Genomic DNA, 16,256 nt, shown 5'->3' with positions numbered 1-16,256 from the left:
CCGGTCACGCAGGTCACGCGCCGGCAGCCTTGCCCGGCCCCGCCACGCGCCTCAGGATCCGCTCCACGCTCTCGACATAGTTCGCCGTACCGAAGCGGCTCAGCGCCGTCCTGTAGCCGTTTTTGACGAGCTTGTCGCGCAGTTCGTCGTTCGAGCGCAGTTCGGCTAGCGCGTCGGCCAAAGCATGAGCATCGCCCGGCGTGCACAGCACGCCGTTCTCGTAGTCGTCGATAATTTCAAGTACTCCGCCCGCGCGCGCGGCCACGACCGGCCGTTGCGCGAGCATCCCTTCGACGATCACCCGGCCGAACGGCTCTGGCGTGATCGACGTGTGCACCACCGCGTCCACCGCACACATGCAGGCGGGAATATCGTGCTGGAAGCCAAGAAAATGCACACGGTCGCCGAGACTATGCGCGGCGACGAACGCATGCAATTCGATCTCGTACTGATCTTCACCGAAGAGCGGCGCGCCAACCAGCACCGCGTGCATGTGCGGATTGAGCACTAGCGCCTGCAGCAGCACATGCTGTCCTTTCCAGCGCGCGAGGCGGCTGAACGAGCCCACCAGAAAGGCGTCTTCCGGCAGGTTCAACTTTTCGCGCAGCGCGGCTTGCGGCACGTTGCGCAAAGCGTCGAACGGTGCCGCTGAAATGCCGTTGAACACCACGTCGATGCGTTTGTCGTCGAAATGCGTAAGGTCGGCGAACGCGCGCGCCGAGGCGGCCGAATTGGCGATCACATGCGTGAGGCCGAGTCGCGCGCACCACTTGATGATCGCGAGCTGCTTGCCGCCGAAATGCTCCGGACTCACGATGTCGCGCAGATGCCAGACCACCGGCCGCCTCGCGAGCTTGCCGGCGACCGCGCCGATCACCATTGCGCGCTGCGTGTTCGCATAGATCACCTGCGCATTGCGCGCACGTCTGGCCGTCGCGCGAACGAGCGACATCAGGCCCATCAGCGCCTGCCCCTTCGGCAACGAACCGCCCTGCTTGCGCACGTTGCGCAGCGCACCCGCATCGAGCACCTCGACACTGGCGCCCGCTTTATCAAGCGCGGTACGGAACGGGCCGTCGTCGAACAGCACGACTTCCATGCGCGAGCGCAGCGCCTTGACGATTTCGAGCAGCGACAGCTCAGCGCCGCCTAGTACGCCGCTTTGATCGACAGCGAGAATACGCGGCGCATTGGCGGCCGGATCCGCTTCATACGGCGCGTACGGCGGCAGCGTCGCGTTGTGCAGCGCTGGCACGCAAGCCCGCACATGGGCGAAAAAGCGTTCCCGGAAGTTCGCCGCAGAAAAACGCTCGGCGTTCGCGCGACAATCGGTTGGCGAAAAGCGCTTCACGTGTCCATCGAAACGCTCGACCGCGGCGATGATCGAATCCGTGCTCTGCTCGTCGAAGAACATGCCGGTCGGACGCGGCTCCGACAGATCGCGCACCGTTTCGAGCGCACCGCCCTTGCCATACGCGATGACAGGCGTGCCGCACGCCTGCGCCTCGACCACCGAAATGCCGAAGTCTTCCTCGGCGGCGAAGACGAAAGCCTTGGCGCGGCTCATCCGATCCTTCAACACCTTGAACGGCTGGTAGCCCATGATCTCGACATTCGGCCCCGCCTTCGCGCGAATCTTCTGCATGTCGGGACCGTCGCCGATCACGACGAGTTTTCTCTCGGGCATGCGCGCGAACGCCTCGACGATCAGGTCGATTTTCTTGTACGGCACCATCCGCGAGGCAGTCAGATAGAAGTCTTCCTTCTGCGTGCACAGCGTGAACGCTTCGACGTCGACCGGCGGAAAGATCACCTGCGCATCGCGCTGATAGACCTTCCTGATCCGCCGCGCGATAAAATCGGAGTTCGCGATAAAGCCATCCACCGAATTCGCCGTGCGGATGTCCCAGTTGCGGATGTAATGCAAAATGAGCCGCGCCATTGCCGACTTCGGCCCGCTCGTCAGTTTCGACTGCTGCAGATACTGGTGCTGCAAATCCCACGCATAGCGGATCGGCGAATGCACGTAACTGATATGCACCTGGTCCGGACCGGTGAGAATGCCCTTGGCCACTGCGTGGCTGCTCGAGATCACCACGTCGTAGGCGGATACATCGAGTTGCTCGATCGCAAGCGGCATCAGCGGCAGATACGTGCGGTATTTGGTGCGCGCGAGCGGGAGCTTCTGGATGAACGATGTGGTAACAGGCTTGCCGCGCAGAAAGCTGCGATCGTCGAGAAAGTCGACGAGGCTGAACAGGTCCGCGTCCGGAAAGCACGCCACTATCTGTTCGAGCACCTTCTCCGCGCCCGCATACGTCACGAGCCAGTCGTGCACGATCGCCACGCGCACTGCTTTATCGCCGCGCAATGCGGCACGCCGCGGCGGCGCCTCAGCCGTAGGAACGGTGGTCAATTCGGCCAGCGCGCTGCGCGTCGGAGCTTGCAGCGCGGCTTCTTCAAGGACTTCGTGGTTCATGCGCTTTTCCTCGGATTCAGTCGCAACAGCAGTGAACGCGCTAGATCGCGCAAGGCGGGTGTCATCGTGATGGACCAGGCGATGTTCGCGCCCACCATCAACAAGCCGGCGACGATCGCCATGGCGAGGCCCGGCAGGAAGCTGGAAAGCCAGAGGCTCGCCAGCAGGAAAGCGAGGTGGGCGAGCATGTCGAGCGCGATTTGCCGTGCGCGGATCGCCGAAAGCCGCAACAGCACCGCGTAGTCGAACAGCGCGCGACCGGCCACTGCGATCGCCGCGCCAGTCAATCCGAAATGCGTGATGCCGAACCACAAAGCCCCCGCAAACAAGGGCAATTCGAATAAACCGACGCGCGCGGCCGTGGCCGGATTGACCTGCGACTGGATCAGGATCCGCGTCACGTTGGCCTGGCCCACGAGCCATACCGCGACGATCATGATGCGTCCCACGGGCGCCGCGACGGTCGCGATTTCATTGCCGACCCAAAGATGCAGGAACGGTTCGAGGACCAGCATCGCGATCAACGCGACAGGCGTGAACACGCCGTTGAGAAATTCGAGCGACTGCTGCGTGATGGTGTCGGCGTCCGCGCGGCCTACCGCGGAAAGCCGTGGAAACAGCGTGCGCACCATTGCGGTGGGCACGATGTTCAAGCGCGTCACGAGGTTTTGCGGCACCGTGTAATACGTGACGAAGCGCGCGCCGAGGCTCGTGCCGAGCATCACGCGGTCGAGCGATTCCGCGATCATGTTGGTGACGCTCGCAATCAGCATCCAGCCGCCAAAGTTGAAGAGCCCTTTCGCCACGCCGAGCTGCGGCGGCAGAATACCGCGTATTTCAAGCACTTTTAGCGCGGACCGGCCGAGCAGGATCGCGGCGAGAATGCGCGCGAAAACCGCGGCGGCGAGCACGTTCTGCAAGCTCGCGCCGAGCCACAGCGCCGCACCGAGCGGCAGCAGCTGGAACAGGAACGTGCCAATGGTCTGATTCGTGTTGTAGACGCCGAAGCGTTCCGCGCCGTTGATCGCGCCGGCGAACACCCACGAGACGTTCGCAATCGGGATCGCCACCGCGAGCCACGGCAGTGCCATGTACACCTCATGCTGCAGTTCCGGCGACAACTTCGTGAAATACGCGGTGTAGAGAAATGCGCCGAAATAGATGGTCAATCCGCCGATCACGCCCGTCACGAGATTGAGCCACGTCGCGCTCCAGAACACGCGCGCGCTCTCGTCCTTGTTGCCCGACGCGCGCGCCTTCGAAATGTGATTCTGCGCGGCCATGCTCATGCCCAGATCGAGAATCCCGAAGTAGCCGATCAGCGTCCACACGAGGCTGATCACGCCGTAGCGCTCGACGCCGAGCAGCCGGATATACGACGGCACGGTGACGAGCGAGACGAAAGTCGGCAGCACGAGACCGAAGAAGTTGATCGCTACGTTCTTGAGAATGCCTTTGTCCATCGGATACCCTGGGTTCGACTACGATTGCCTGTTTTTTTCCGTCACGCGTGGTGTTGCCGACGAGTCGTCAAGGTTTCCAGCGGTACATCAGCACCTTGCCGCGTGCGTCTTCCTCGACGAATACCAGGTACTCGCCGTTGGCTCGCTTCGCCGCGCTGATGCCGTTGGGTACGTCGACCCAGCCGGACGCGCGGCCCACTTCGGGGCCGGGCCGGATCACGCCCAGTTCGCGGCCGCTGTCCTTGTCCCACACATGCACCGCGCCCACCGGTTCGACGCCGAAGACGTATTGCCCCTCAACCGTGAGGCCGATAATCGTCGCGATGGGCTTGCTCTCGGTCTGCCACGGCAGCGCGATTGAATAGCGTTGCACCGGCTTGCCGCTCGACCATTTGTCGTAGCGCACCAGCACGCGGCCCACTTCCTTCCAGAAGCCGCGATCGGCCGGCGTGTCGGGCGTATAGCCGCTCACGTACATCGTGTCGGTGTCAGGCTCGTAGATCGCGCGATGCAGTTCCGTGAACGGTTGCGGCACCGGGTACTGCGTGAGGTCCGAATATGAATAGACGGGGTTGCCCTTCGCATCCAGACCGGCGATGCGAAAGCGATAAATGCCCTTGGTGTCACGCGTGCGCCAGATGTCTCCCGCGGTGTCGACCCACCAGCCCCAACCGCCCGCGAGCTTCGTGCCGCTCGTGTTCGGGGCGAATTCGTCGGTGTTGAATTTGCCGTCGCCGTTCGCGTCGCGCCAGATCCAGTCGCCGCCCGGCGGCGCGTTCGGCACCCTGGCGACCGCGCGCTCGCGGCCAGCGATAAAGCCGGACGGAATCGCCGTTTCACCATCGTGTTGCGGATCGAAGCGATAGATCTTCAGATGGTCCGCATACATGTCGGTCAGGTACAGGAACGTGTGGCCCTTCAGCTTACGGGCAATCGGCAAGCCGGGGTACTGATCGGTGTGAAAGACCGGGTCGTCCGGGTATCTGAAGCGGTTAGACAGGAATCCGACATATTTCCAGTCCTGTCCAGCGGGCTTCGAAAGATCGAGCTCGAAACGCTTGTTGCCTGTATACACACTGTCTGGCCGCGACGGATCGATCCACGCGCCATCGACGAAAAGCAGTCCCTGCACGAGCCAGTTCTGCTTGCCGTCAGGCGCGTAGCTTTCGAGCGTCGCGCCGAGGCCCGCGCCGATCGGCTCATAACGCGGGCCGATGCCGTTGGTCGATACATAGACGTTTCCGCTCGCATCCACGCCTACGCCTGTTAGTCCGTTAAAACGTTGCGGTCCCGGCCTTCCCGCGACGCCGCTAAAAATCCCGCCGCGCTCGCCCAGTGAGCCCGACTGTGCGTAACGGCCAGCGTTCTTGCCAAAGAACAGCACCTGCTGTCGCGGGCCGTTGTCGGCGATCAGAATGCGGCCTTTCGCATCGGCAGCGATATCGACTGCCAGGGTATCGGCAGGCAGTTCGATGTTCTCGTCGATGCGCTTGCCCCCCGGCGTGTAGCGCTCGACATGCGGCGCGCGATCGTTGCGCGTACCGCTCAGCACCCACAGCGTGCCGTCCGGCGCAAGCGTGATCCGGCCAGGCTCGTGCACGTTCCACGTGGCCTTCTGCTGCATCGACTCGGCGTCGTACACCTCGATGCGGTCGCGCGCCGTATTGGACGCATACAGCGTGGTGTCGTTGACCGCGAGTCCGCCGATCTCGGCGCTCGTGCCCGTCGGCACTTCGTTCATCATCAGGAAGCCGGCCGCGAGTTGCGCATGCGGGTCAGCCGCTTTCGCAGCGGGCTGAAACGGCGCGGCACGCTTTGGATCGGCAATCTGCCGGCGCGATATGCCAAACCACTGCTTGCCCTTTGCCGGCCACACGCCCTGCTCGACCAGCCGGCCTTTTTCGTTGCCGACCGCAATGGCGACAAAAGCGTACTTACGATTGATCGCAATCGCGTTGCCGCCGCTGTTGCCCCAGCCATGCGTGCCGCCCGCGAAGCCGAGCATCTTGCCGTTCTGATAGACGCTCGCCTCGGCGCCGCTTTCGTCCCACGGCGCATTCGTATAGACCTTGCCGTCGGGCGCGACCGCGATCGCCGTGATGTTGATTTGCGCCCACGTGCCATCGCCGAAGCCAAACGTGTTGCCGATCCATGACGTCTTCGCGTTCAACGCCGTTTCCGCGCGAGCCGTCAAACTGGCCGATGCAGCAGCCAGTCCGACGGCGCACCCGGATACCGCAAGCCAGCTTTTGAACGTGAAACGAGGCAAGGTATGTCCTCCAGTCGATGCGAACCGATGTTTTGACAGAACTGTGATGCGGGTACGCGAATATGCGAGCGTGCTGACGCAAGCGCCAATGCAAGCGCCATTGCAAGCGCCCATGCAAGAGTTATGGCAAGCGCCATTCATGAACGCGCGCAGCTATCGGCACATACAAAACTCAGTGAAAGATGACGGCGCAGTGCGAAGCTTGCTTTCCGGCACGGCGTCAGCACACGCGCCCTCCCGCTTCGGCCACGCAGGCCGCGCCACGCTGCGGTACGTCGCGTCGAGCGAATGCGGTGCGCGGCGCACGCGCAGTCCCTGGCCGCCCAATCCGCAGGGTTCACATTACGCGTAAAAAACGCCGCGACGAAAATCGAAAATAATTCAAAAATATTCGATGATTTAAAACGATGCGAAAGAAATCATTTTAAAAATAGATTAAAAGAAAGTATCTCCGTCCGGAGTGGCGAACGATCCATGCACGCACCGCTGTCGCTCATCTTTTCACCAGGCCAGGCAGTGTGGAGGGTCACTTCATCACGTTATTTGCAACCAGAGTGCACCCATCGTCATGAGCGCGACACAAGCATGGAAACGCCGCGCAAATGCATAACGAAACACCCTGTTTCAATCTGATTCATTTATCCATTTCATTCCCGTTTTTTCGCGATTTTCTTTTGCCTAGAATCAATTGCACCAACGTCGCGGCCGCAGCGGGCGCCACTGGCTTTCTGCCCCTGCTCGCGGCTCCTCGCGGCTCTTCCGCTTCACACCATGGACGGTTCATGACTGCTAGCGCACTGCCCACAGCGCCTTCCCATTCACGCCGCATCGTGCAGCTCGACGGCTTGCGCGCGATCGCCGTGTTAGCGGTGTTCGCGCAGCACGCGTTGAAAGCACCGCTGTGGATGGGCGTCGATCTGTTCTTTGTTCTCAGCGGCTTTTTGATCACCGGCATCCTGCTCGAACGCAAGGCGCGCGAGCAGTCGTACTTCGGCTACTTCTACGCACGCCGTGCACGGCGCATCCTGCCGCCCTATCTGCTGCTGATGGTGGTCTCCTCGATCCTGTTCGGCTTCGGCTGGGCGCAGCACTGGCAGTGGTACGCGTTCTTCGCAACGAATATTGGCGATGCGCTGAATCAGAGCGGGCACGACAGCCTGAACGTGCTGTGGTCGCTTGCGGTTGAAGAGCAGTTTTATATCGTCTGGCCGTTCGTCATTCTGCTCGTGCCCGAGCGTGTGCTCGCGTGGGTGGCGGCCGCGCTGATCCTGCTCGTGCCGGTGCTTCGCGCAGTTGCCACGCCCTGGTTCGATTCGTTCTGGCCGATCTATTACCTCACGCCGTTTCGCATGGATCTGCTCGCGGCCGGCGCGCTGCTCGCCGTCGCCGTGCGGCGCGATCGTCACGCACTCGAACCGTTCAAGGGCGTCGCGGTGCTGGGCCTGATCGCTGCCCTCGCCGCGCTCGCCTGGCTGCATCTGCACTTTCCGCGGTTTCGCGCGGCCAATACGCCGCTCTCGAATGCGGGGCTTTACAGCATTTCGTTGGTGCTTTGCACGTCCGTCGTGGTCATCGCCCTGCAAAGCAAGGGCATCGTCAAACGGCTGCTGTGCAATCCGGTGCTCGTGTACATCGGCACGATCAGCTACACGATTTATCTGATTCATCTGAGCGTGCTCCATGCGCTGTGGCCCCTGCAAATGAACCGCTATGTGAGCGCCGCGCTCGCGCTCGCTATCACGATCGCGTATGCAAGTCTCACGTGGTTCGGGTTTGAGAAACGCCTGATCTTCGGTTCTCGCGACCACTTGCAAGCGACGGCCGGGTCCGGTGCGGGCGTGGCGAGCGCTGCGCCGCAAGTACCGCAAAGCCGCGCATGAGACGCTCCGCACGGCCCACGGCGGCCGCCACATTCGCGTCGCTCGCGGCACTGTCTCTGTCTGCGCCGGCCGGCATCGTTCAAGCCGCTCAAGCGCAGATTCAAGCGCACATTCAAGCGCAGACACAGGTGCTGATCGACGCATACGGCGATTCGACCACCCTCGGTATTTCATGCAGCGAAGGCCGTTGCGCGCCGCAAGCGCAGAATGCCGTGGCTTATCTGCAGGACGAGTTGCAGACGCATCATGGCGACCGTGTGCGCGTGGCCAATTATGGCGTGGGCGGCACGATGGCCACGCAATTGCTCGACGGCACGGGCAATCGGCGCGCCGGGCCTACCGCCGGTTTGCCATGGCGCGAACGGCTCGCGGCGTCGCCCGCGCGGATCGTGTTGATCAACTACGGCATCAACGAAGTGATGCAGAACCAGACGCCCGAACAGTTCTACGCAGCGCAAACCGCGCTCGTCAAAACCGCTCGCGCGCTCGGCAAGGAGCCGGTGCTGGAGACAGCGAATCCGATGCCCGATAACCGGCTGAATGCGCGGCTCGCCTCGATGGTCGCGATGACGCGCCGTGTGGCCGCCGAACAGCAGGTGCCCCTCGTCGACCAGTTTGCGTACATCAGCAGTCTGCCGGACTGGAAGACGTTGATGTCCGACGGCGCGCATCCGAAGCCGGGCTTGTACAGGCTCAAGGCCGAGCAGGATTTTCAGGTCGTCGAACCGCTGGTGCGGCGGCTCCTGGATGGCACGCTCTGAGGTGCTCTTTTTTTCTTTTACCAATATTGAAGGCAAGCTATGAGCCAACCACGCAAAGCGATCATCACCGGTGTGTCCGGACAGGACGGCGCCTACCTGACCAGATTGCTGCTCGACAAGGGCTATCAGGTAACCGGCACCTATCGGCGTACGAGTTCCGTGAACTTCTGGCGCATGCGCGAGTTGGGCGTGCTCGACCATCCGAATCTGCGTCTCGTCGAACATGATCTGACCGACCTCGGCTCGACGCTGCGCCTGCTCGAAGGCGCGCAGGCCGACGAGTTGTATAACCTCGCCGCACAGAGCTTCGTGGGCGTATCGTTCGACCAGCCGGTGACGACCGCCGAGGTGACCGGCATCGGCGCGCTGAACCTGCTTGAGGGCATCCGCATTCTCAATCCGAAGATGCGCTACTACCAGGCGTCGACGTCGGAAATGTTCGGGCTCGTGCAGGCGGTGCCGCAACGCGAGGACACGCCCTTCTATCCGCGCAGTCCCTATGGCGTCGCGAAGCTGTTCGCGCATTGGTCGACGATCAACTATCGCGAGTCGTATGGTCTTTTTGCGAGCAGCGGCATTCTGTTCAATCACGAATCGCCGCTGCGCGGCCGCGAATTCGTGACGCGCAAGATCACCGACACGGTTGCAAAGATCAAGCTCGGCAAGCAGGACGTGCTGGAACTCGGCAATCTGGGCGCGAAACGCGACTGGGGCTTCGCGCTCGAATATGTGGAGGGCATGTGGCGCATGCTGCAAGCCGACGAGCCGGACACCTTCGTGCTCGCGACCGGCCGCACTGAAACCGTTCGCGACTTCGTGCGCATGGCGTTCGCGGCGGCGGATTATCAGATCGAGTGGTCGGGCAAGGAAGAGCGCGAAACGGGCGTCGACGTGGCGACTGGCAAGACGCTCGTACGCGTGAATCCGAAGTTCTACCGGCCGGCCGAAGTGGACCTGCTGATCGGCTGCGCGGACAAGGCGCGCGAGAAACTCGGCTGGCAGGCGCAAACCACACTCGAACAACTGTGCCACATGATGGTTCATGCGGACATTGGGCGCAATCAGCATCACGAGACGTTTTAATCAGCGGCCGCGCACGCCCGCATTGCGATGATGCGGGCAACACCGCGGCGATGCAGTGGCGGCGGCGCAAAAGTAAGCGTACGAAAAAAGGCGGCGGCTCCCTTGTACAGGAGCCGCCGCCTTTTTCATTTCCTTCCGCACGTCTCACTGCTCGATCAATGCACCCCGCCCGCGGCAATAGCCTCGCTATACACCGACGCGACCCGTTTCGCGATCACCGAGTTATCGAAGTTCTCGCGCGCATAGCGCCGGCACGCATCGGCATCGGGCAGCTTCAGCGAGCCGCTCAGCGCGCCGGATAGTCCCGCCGCGATCGCCTTCGCGCCGGTCTCCGGCAGCACCAGATCGGGCGACAGGCCCGCGACGGCCTCGGGCAAGCCGCCAACCGGCGTGACCAGCACCGGCGTGCCGGACGCGAGCGACTCGACCGTGATGAGACCGAAGCCTTCGAGCGCGACTGTCGGCACCACGCTGATATTCGCCGCGCGATAAAGCGCCGCAAGATGCTGATCCGGCACGAAGCCGAGAAGCTTCACGTTGTCCTGCAAGCCGGCCTCGTCGATGCGCGATTGCAATTCGTCCGCGAGACGCCCCTTGCCCGCGATCAGAAGCAGCACATCAGGGTGGCTCGGCTTGAGCAGCTTGACCGCATCGATCAGATCCTCGAGGCCCATGCGCCGCACGAGACGCCGCACCGCCAGCACGATCGGCCTGTCCTGCGGCAATTGCAGCTTCAGACGCGCCTCGGCGGGCGTGATCGGCAGATTGAATTGTTCGACGTCGACGCAGCCCGGCACCACGCGCACACGCTCCGGCGAAATGCGATAACGCGAAGTGAGAATCTTGCCGAACGCCTCGGACAACACGATGAGACGCGACGAGCGCGCATAGACCGATTGTTCGAGATAACGCTTCGCGCGCTGGCCGAGTGAATCCGCGCCTTCGACATGGCTCTCGTCGGCCCACGGTCCCTGAAAATGCGAGACCTGCGGAATGCCGCGCGTCACGTCGAGACCGGGGAACGTGTAGAGCGCGAAGTGCGACGAGATCACGTCGGGCCGCGACGTGCCGATTTCCTGGCGCAGCGCGCGGCGCGCGGCCATCAACCGCAAAGGTAGCGACTGGCCCGCGGAGCCGAAACCGTTGATCGCGCCGCCTGTGTCGGCGGCAACCTTCGGCGAGCCGGCCACGACGCCGCGCACCGCGACGCCCACGCCCGGCAGCGCGCCGACCAGCGAGTAATACATGCGGTCGAGGCCGCCCGCGCGCTCCGGGAACCAGTGCATCCCGATCTGCAGCGATTTGATTGAGCTTGTCGTCATTGTCGTTGCCTCTTTGTATCCGGTGAGTTGTGGTGAACGGTCGCACGTCGCGTCATTCAACGCGCTTGTGTCCGGCCAGCGTGTTCAGCGTGAGCGCGTCGGTCTTCGCAACCACTGCCGCCTCGGCTTCTTTGCGCCGGCGATTCTTCTGCTGCCCTTCGATCTGCCGATACAGCGCGATATATTGCGCGGCCATGCGCGCCCAGCCGAAACCGGTCGCGAGTTCGTTGGCGGCCACGCCCATCTTGCGACGCGCGTCGTCATCGGCGGCGAGGCGTGCGACCGCCCCCGCGAGCGCCTTCGGATCGTCCGGATCGTCGAGCACGATCCCGCATTCCGGCGTGATGATCTCCGCGCCGCCAGCGGTACGCGCGGTCACGACCGGCAGCCCGGCCGCCATCGCTTCGAGCAGCGACAGGCTCATTGCCTCGTAACGCGACGGAAACACGAACGCATCGACCGAATGCATCAACACCGGCATCTCTTTGACGAGCCCGAGAAAGTGCACGCGATGCGCGATGCCGAGCGCCTTCGCCTCGTCCGGATACGGACTGCCCGGCAGAAAACCCGCCACCGCGATATGCACGTGCTCGGGCAAATGCTTGAGCGCGGCCAGCACGGTGCCGAGGTTCTTGCGCGGAGTACGCAGATCGCCGACGAACAGCAGCAAGAATGCGTCTTGCGGTAAACCGAACTTCGCGCGATCGCCGGTGGCCGCGGCAAAGCCGCGCGTATCGACGCCGTTGTAGATCACGTCCACACGGTTATCCGGCGTGAGGCCGATCGCGCGGATTTCATCGGCGACCTTTTGCGACACCGCCGTGATGACCTTGGAGCGCCGGTAGGCCCAGCGCTCGAGCAACGCATTGCAGCGCGTATACACCGACTGGTACGCGGACCATGCGCCCTTCGTGAGACCGAACGGGTAGTACTTGCTGCCGAGCCATCCGCTATGCACGAAGTGCGACGTGTTGACGTCGGCGGGCATCCACGTGATAAAGCCGTTCACGTGGAGCACGTCGTATTCGCGGCGATGCGAGCGCAGCCACATCGCGCTCTTGAACGCGAACACCTGCTGGCGTAGCAGATTGGTCGGCCACCAGCGGCCGATTTTCATCGGCACCCAGCGTACATTCGGATGAACGAGCAGATCGGGCGCCACGTGCGAGGCGATCAGCGTGACGCCGATATTCTCGTCGAGCGCCGCGCGCGCGATCTCGTGGTTGACGCGCCCCTGGCCGTCGTTATGGCGCACAACGTGCGTGACAATGGCGACTCTCAATCAGTGCCTCCGTGGAAAAGTTGCGTGCGGAATAACGTACCGGCGCGGTTGATTTTTTCGTAATGCACCGCGGAAAGAATTGAAAAAACGCTCATGAAAAGCAGCAGCCCGCCAGTGCCGACCAGCGAATTGGTGAACACGAGCATCGCGAAAGTCGCAAGGCACAGGCTCAGACAAGCCGATACGTACTTGTCGTTGCGCAGCCTGAACGACGCAAGCACGGCGCGCGTCAATAGCCAGACGATGCCGGACATGTAAAGCAGCGTGCCGGGCCAGCCAAGCACGAACGGGATGTTCATCACGCCGCTGTCGAAGTTGCCGTACTGGCCGAGCTGGCCGCCGTCGTTCGAGAGCTTGGTCGAGGTGCCGGTCGCACCCATGCCTTCGCCGGAGACATCGGTAAAGGCCGTTTTCGCGAAGGTTGCATAGAACTCGTTGCGGGCCGCGTAGCTCTGGTCGTCGTTCAGATTGACGATGGTCGATAAACGCGCCTGCATCCGCTCGGCCACCGGACCGACGGCAAGGAGCGGCACGCACAGTCCCGCGAGCAAGACCGCGCTCGCGACAATACGCACCCGTACCTTGTTGTTGGACTTGATCAGCTGGATCAGCAACGCGATGACCCAGCCGCCCCATGTGGAGCGCACGAGGCTCAAAGCAAACGAAAAGAAACCGAGCGCCGCGGCGACCCAGCGCACGCGGTGCGTGGCCGCCATCACGTACACCATCGCGCCCATCATCGCGAACGCGAACGGCCCTGACGAATTCATCGTGCTGAATACGCGCACGCCCATCGGCACAGGGTCGCCTTGCGAGTTCATCTGCGAGCCGAGCATCCACAGTGCGTCCCACTGCGGCATGATGAAAAACTGGATCAGACCGTAGCCGCCCATCACGAGCATGCCCCAGATGAACGTGTTCACGATGGTGTCGCGGTACAGCGGATACTGGCGCGTGTTGGCCATGATGTGAAAGCCGATCAGAATCGGATACAGCCAGTTCGCGAGGTCGTAGGTGGCCGCGAGCGGACCGCTCGAAATCACGCCGACAAGATAGGCGTAGACGAGCCCGAGCAGGATCAGCAGCACCGGAAGGCCGCGCCGTTGTCCGAGCAGCCTGTAGTAGCGTACGAGCGATAACGCGCTGATCATCGTAACGGCGAGCGGCGCGACCTGGATCAGGCTCGTCGGCGTGAACGAACCTTTGGACCAGTCGGCGAGACGGCGCACTTCCGGGCTCAGAAACCAGAGCCACCACATAAAGCCGATATAGCGCGCCGGGCTCTTGAAGTAGAGCCACAGGCCCGTCGCGATTGCGAGGACCGGAAACGCGAGCGTGAGCACCGTGCCCTGATGCGCGACGATCAGCACGGCCGTGACCAGCCACAGCATGGCCGCGGGCAGCCACTCGCGGCGTTTGCGCGACGCGGTGCGCGGCGCGCGTACGGTGCCGGGCATGCCAGGACCACCCGGCATGCCCGGTGTGGGCGGAAGGTCTGCTCGCGGAAACGTCGACATCGCTTAGAGGCCCCCGCGCGGTTCTTGCGCGGCGCTACGTTGACCACGAGCGCCCACCGCCTTGTCCGCGTCGGCAGAAGGCGCCACGCGGCCGCGTGCAGCGGCGCCGCGAGCGCGGAGCATCTCCTGCGTGATGCGCACATGCTGCAAGGCGTAGTGCTGCGTGGTCAGATCGCGCGACAGCAAACCGGCAGCCGCTGCCTGCGCCTGCCGCAATGCGTCTATCGGCGCGGCGGCGAGCCGGTCGACCGCATCGCGCAACGCAGGCGCATTGAACGGCGGAATGTACGCGGCCTCGCCCGCCGGAAAATAGTCCTGCAAGGCGCCGACGTCGGTAGCGACCATCGGCTTGCCGACTGCCGCCGCCTCCAGCATCACGGTGATGCCCGACGCGTGGGTGTTCGGCCGCAACGGCACGACGATCACATCGGCCCAGTCATACAGTTCGTGCTGTTTTCTGATGCCCGAAAACAGCGCGATTTCGACGTTCGGCGCGCGCAGCGACGCGGGAATGCGGCGCCGCGTGGCGAGCTTCACCGTGTAGCGCGCGTCGTTGCCGAACGCCTTGATGAGCGTGTCCCAGTCGCGGTCGCGGTCGTTGCCGATCGCGGCAATGCGAATCGGCGAATGCGGCTTCCATTCGGTCGGCGCTTTAACCGGAAAGTCGCGCGTGTTCAAACCATAGAGAAGCGGCTTCGCGTCCCGATTGAAATAGCGGTTGCATAACGCAGCGTTTTCGCTCGCGAGCGTGGTCAGCTGATCGGCGCGAGTCATCAGCTTGCGATACAGCCATTTACGCACGATTCCATACGAAGGCCACTTGTCGAGCAGCCACACGCTTTGCGCGAGCAAAAGCGGCGAAGAGTCCGCGCCGGCCTTGCGCCCGCTCAGCAAAAGCATCAGCGCGGCCGACAGCCATTCCTGTTCGGTGTGCGTCCAGATCACATCCGAGCGCAGCATTTCCGCGCGATTGCGCCACGTATGAATGAAGTCGAAGCCGAGCGCGGCCTTCAGAGCGCGCCGAACGAGCCGCATCGGCTTGCCTTCGCGGGCGTCCTGCGAATAGGTGAGCGCAAAGGCGTCCGATTCGGCGTGGTGATAGCCGTACAGACAACCGATGTTGTCGCCCGGTCGATAGAAACGCGGATCGGCGCCGTAAAACAGATGAACGTGGACCTTCGTACTCATGCAGACACTCCCTTTGCCGATGCTGTAGCGTGTGAGGCGCTGCGTGCTGCTCGCGCCCGTTGCATTGGCCGCCGCTCAGGCGGTGCGCGACAGCGCGCGCCGGGCTTCGTGCGCGCCGGTACGCACCGCGCGCCAGCGCGACAGCTTCAGGCGCGCCTCTTTCGACACGAGCGCTAGCGCCGCATGCGTGAGGCCCGGATAAACACGCGTGCCGACGAGCGTCCACCACCACCACGCGGTTTCGCGGCGCAACGGCGGCAGCTGGTCGCGCAGGATCAGATGGAAATTGAACGCGGCATTGCGCAACGCGGCCATGGTTTGCGCGTCGCGCCGGTCGTCGTCGAAACGTTCGGCGGGGAAATGATCGACCGCGACGCGCGGGTCGTACATCAGCTTCCAGCCGGCGTTCTTCACCGCGAGGCTGAACGCCATGTCGTTGTGAACCTGGGCGCCCGCGCCGCGCAGCCGTGCGTCGAAACGGATGTTGCGCACCGCGTCGCGCCGGTAGCTCATGTTGGCGCCCTTCAGAATGTCGACTTCGCGTGCGCTGCCCACGCCGAGATGATGGTTGCCGATGATCTTGCCGTGTGCCGTGACCTTGCCGACCAACGGCCGCTCGCCGTCCAGCACGCGGCCTTTTTCGTGCACCCAGTCGCGCCCGCCGAGCGCGCCGAGCCGGGCGTCGCTCTCAAACGCGGCTGCTATGCGTTGCACCCAGTCGGGATGAGGCGCGGCGTCGTCGTCGGTAATCGCGATCACGTCGCCGTTGGCGGCGTCGAGTCCGCGATTGAGCGCCGCGACCTGGCCAGGCGCTTCGACCAGCGCTACCGAGAGCGGCAGCATGCCCGGCACCGCCGGATCGCGCAGACACATATGGGTTGCCTCGTCGTCGGCGCGCGCCACCATCACGACTTCATCGGGCGCGCGCGACTGCCGTTGCAGCGCCGCGAGGCAGCGCGCGAGGTCGGCCGGGCGGCGGTAAGTCGGAACCAGTACCGTCACTTTCATTGCG

Annotated in this window: 11 protein-coding genes; 3 read left to right on the top strand and 8 right to left on the bottom strand. The window is 63.4% G+C overall.

Annotated elements, in window-relative coordinates; translation table 11 throughout:
• Positions 1 to 13: 13 nt before the first annotated feature.
• The 3 genes from RW095_RS27970 to RW095_RS27960 all read right to left on the bottom strand — a co-directional run bounded on the left by RW095_RS27970 (position 14) and on the right by RW095_RS27960 (position 6,211).
• Positions 14 to 2,479 carry a glycosyltransferase family 4 protein gene (locus tag RW095_RS27970; protein ID WP_317022021.1) on the bottom strand — a complete coding sequence of 822 codons (2,466 nt, stop codon included), beginning with the start codon at positions 2,477 to 2,479 and terminating at the stop codon, positions 14 to 16.
• Positions 2,476 to 3,942 (bottom strand): flippase, encoded by a 1,467-nt coding sequence (locus RW095_RS27965; RefSeq protein ID WP_317022020.1) that lies wholly within the window; start codon positions 3,940 to 3,942, stop codon positions 2,476 to 2,478. The genes RW095_RS27970 and RW095_RS27965 overlap by 4 nt, the downstream gene beginning before the upstream one ends.
• A gap of 67 nt (positions 3,943 to 4,009) precedes the next feature.
• On the bottom strand, positions 4,010 to 6,211 hold the full coding sequence (locus tag RW095_RS27960) for an NHL repeat-containing protein (RefSeq protein WP_317022019.1): 2,202 nt from the start codon (positions 6,209 to 6,211) through the stop codon (positions 4,010 to 4,012).
• Between the two features lie 782 nt (positions 6,212 to 6,993).
• Here RW095_RS27960 and RW095_RS27955 point away from each other — a divergent pair.
• From RW095_RS27955 to gmd, 3 genes are read left to right on the top strand one after another with little or no spacing between them, the layout of a single operon-like run.
• On the top strand, positions 6,994 to 8,091 hold the full coding sequence (locus RW095_RS27955; RefSeq protein ID WP_317022018.1) for an acyltransferase family protein: 1,098 nt from the start codon (positions 6,994 to 6,996) through the stop codon (positions 8,089 to 8,091).
• Positions 8,088 to 8,852, top strand: coding sequence for an SGNH/GDSL hydrolase family protein (locus tag RW095_RS27950; RefSeq protein WP_317022017.1), 765 nt, complete (start codon positions 8,088 to 8,090; stop codon positions 8,850 to 8,852). The genes RW095_RS27955 and RW095_RS27950 overlap by 4 nt, the downstream gene beginning before the upstream one ends.
• A 39-nt stretch (positions 8,853 to 8,891) precedes the next feature.
• On the top strand, positions 8,892 to 9,935 hold the full coding sequence (gene gmd, locus RW095_RS27945) for a GDP-mannose 4,6-dehydratase (RefSeq protein WP_317022016.1): 1,044 nt from the start codon (positions 8,892 to 8,894) through the stop codon (positions 9,933 to 9,935).
• Positions 9,936 to 10,090: 155 nt separating this feature from the next.
• On the opposite strand, the gene RW095_RS27940 is transcribed toward gmd, so the two are convergent.
• From RW095_RS27940 to RW095_RS27920, 5 genes are all read right to left on the bottom strand, one after another.
• Positions 10,091 to 11,257 (bottom strand): glycosyltransferase family 4 protein, encoded by a 1,167-nt coding sequence (locus RW095_RS27940; protein ID WP_317022015.1) that lies wholly within the window; start codon positions 11,255 to 11,257, stop codon positions 10,091 to 10,093.
• A gap of 52 nt (positions 11,258 to 11,309) precedes the next feature.
• Complete coding sequence (locus tag RW095_RS27935) at positions 11,310 to 12,539, bottom strand: glycosyltransferase family 4 protein (RefSeq protein WP_128592320.1); 1,230 nt, start codon at positions 12,537 to 12,539, stop codon at positions 11,310 to 11,312.
• Complete coding sequence (locus tag RW095_RS27930) at positions 12,536 to 13,996, bottom strand: glucose-6-phosphate isomerase (RefSeq protein WP_317022014.1); 1,461 nt, start codon at positions 13,994 to 13,996, stop codon at positions 12,536 to 12,538. Before RW095_RS27930 ends, RW095_RS27935 begins: the two co-directional genes overlap by 4 nt.
• A gap of 63 nt (positions 13,997 to 14,059) precedes the next feature.
• Positions 14,060 to 15,244: a glycosyltransferase gene (locus RW095_RS27925; RefSeq protein ID WP_317022013.1), complete on the bottom strand. Its 1,185-nt coding sequence runs from the start codon at positions 15,242 to 15,244 to the stop codon at positions 14,060 to 14,062.
• Positions 15,245 to 15,319: 75 nt separating this feature from the next.
• Positions 15,320 to 16,252 (bottom strand): glycosyltransferase family 2 protein, encoded by a 933-nt coding sequence (locus RW095_RS27920; protein WP_317022705.1) that lies wholly within the window; start codon positions 16,250 to 16,252, stop codon positions 15,320 to 15,322.
• Between the last annotated feature and the right edge of the window lie 4 nt (positions 16,253 to 16,256).

The sequence above is a fragment of the Paraburkholderia kirstenboschensis genome, assembly GCF_032806925.1.
Taxonomy (GTDB): Bacteria; Pseudomonadota; Gammaproteobacteria; order Burkholderiales; family Burkholderiaceae; genus Paraburkholderia; species Paraburkholderia kirstenboschensis.
This window is presented reverse-complemented; position numbering and strand designations above follow the sequence as displayed.

Bases quoted from the DNA above. Each gene is read 5' to 3' on its own strand.
- RW095_RS27925 (WP_317022013.1), bottom strand. From the start codon at position 15,244: ATGAGTACGAAGGTCCACGTTCATCTGTTTTACGGCGCCGATCCGCGT.
- RW095_RS27955 (WP_317022018.1), top strand. From the start codon at position 6,994: ATGACTGCTAGCGCACTGCCCACAGCGCCTTCCCATTCACGCCGCATC.
- RW095_RS27970 (WP_317022021.1), bottom strand. From the start codon at position 2,479: ATGAACCACGAAGTCCTTGAAGAAGCCGCGCTGCAAGCTCCGACGCGC.
- RW095_RS27940 (WP_317022015.1), bottom strand. From the start codon at position 11,257: ATGACGACAAGCTCAATCAAATCGCTGCAGATCGGGATGCACTGGTTC.
- RW095_RS27950 (WP_317022017.1), top strand. From the start codon at position 8,088: ATGAGACGCTCCGCACGGCCCACGGCGGCCGCCACATTCGCGTCGCTC.
- gmd (WP_317022016.1), top strand. From the start codon at position 8,892: ATGAGCCAACCACGCAAAGCGATCATCACCGGTGTGTCCGGACAGGAC.
- RW095_RS27920 (WP_317022705.1), bottom strand. From the start codon at position 16,252: ATGAAAGTGACGGTACTGGTTCCGACTTACCGCCGCCCGGCCGACCTC.
- RW095_RS27965 (WP_317022020.1), bottom strand. From the start codon at position 3,942: ATGGACAAAGGCATTCTCAAGAACGTAGCGATCAACTTCTTCGGTCTC.
- RW095_RS27930 (WP_317022014.1), bottom strand. From the start codon at position 13,996: ATGCCCGGCACCGTACGCGCGCCGCGCACCGCGTCGCGCAAACGCCGC.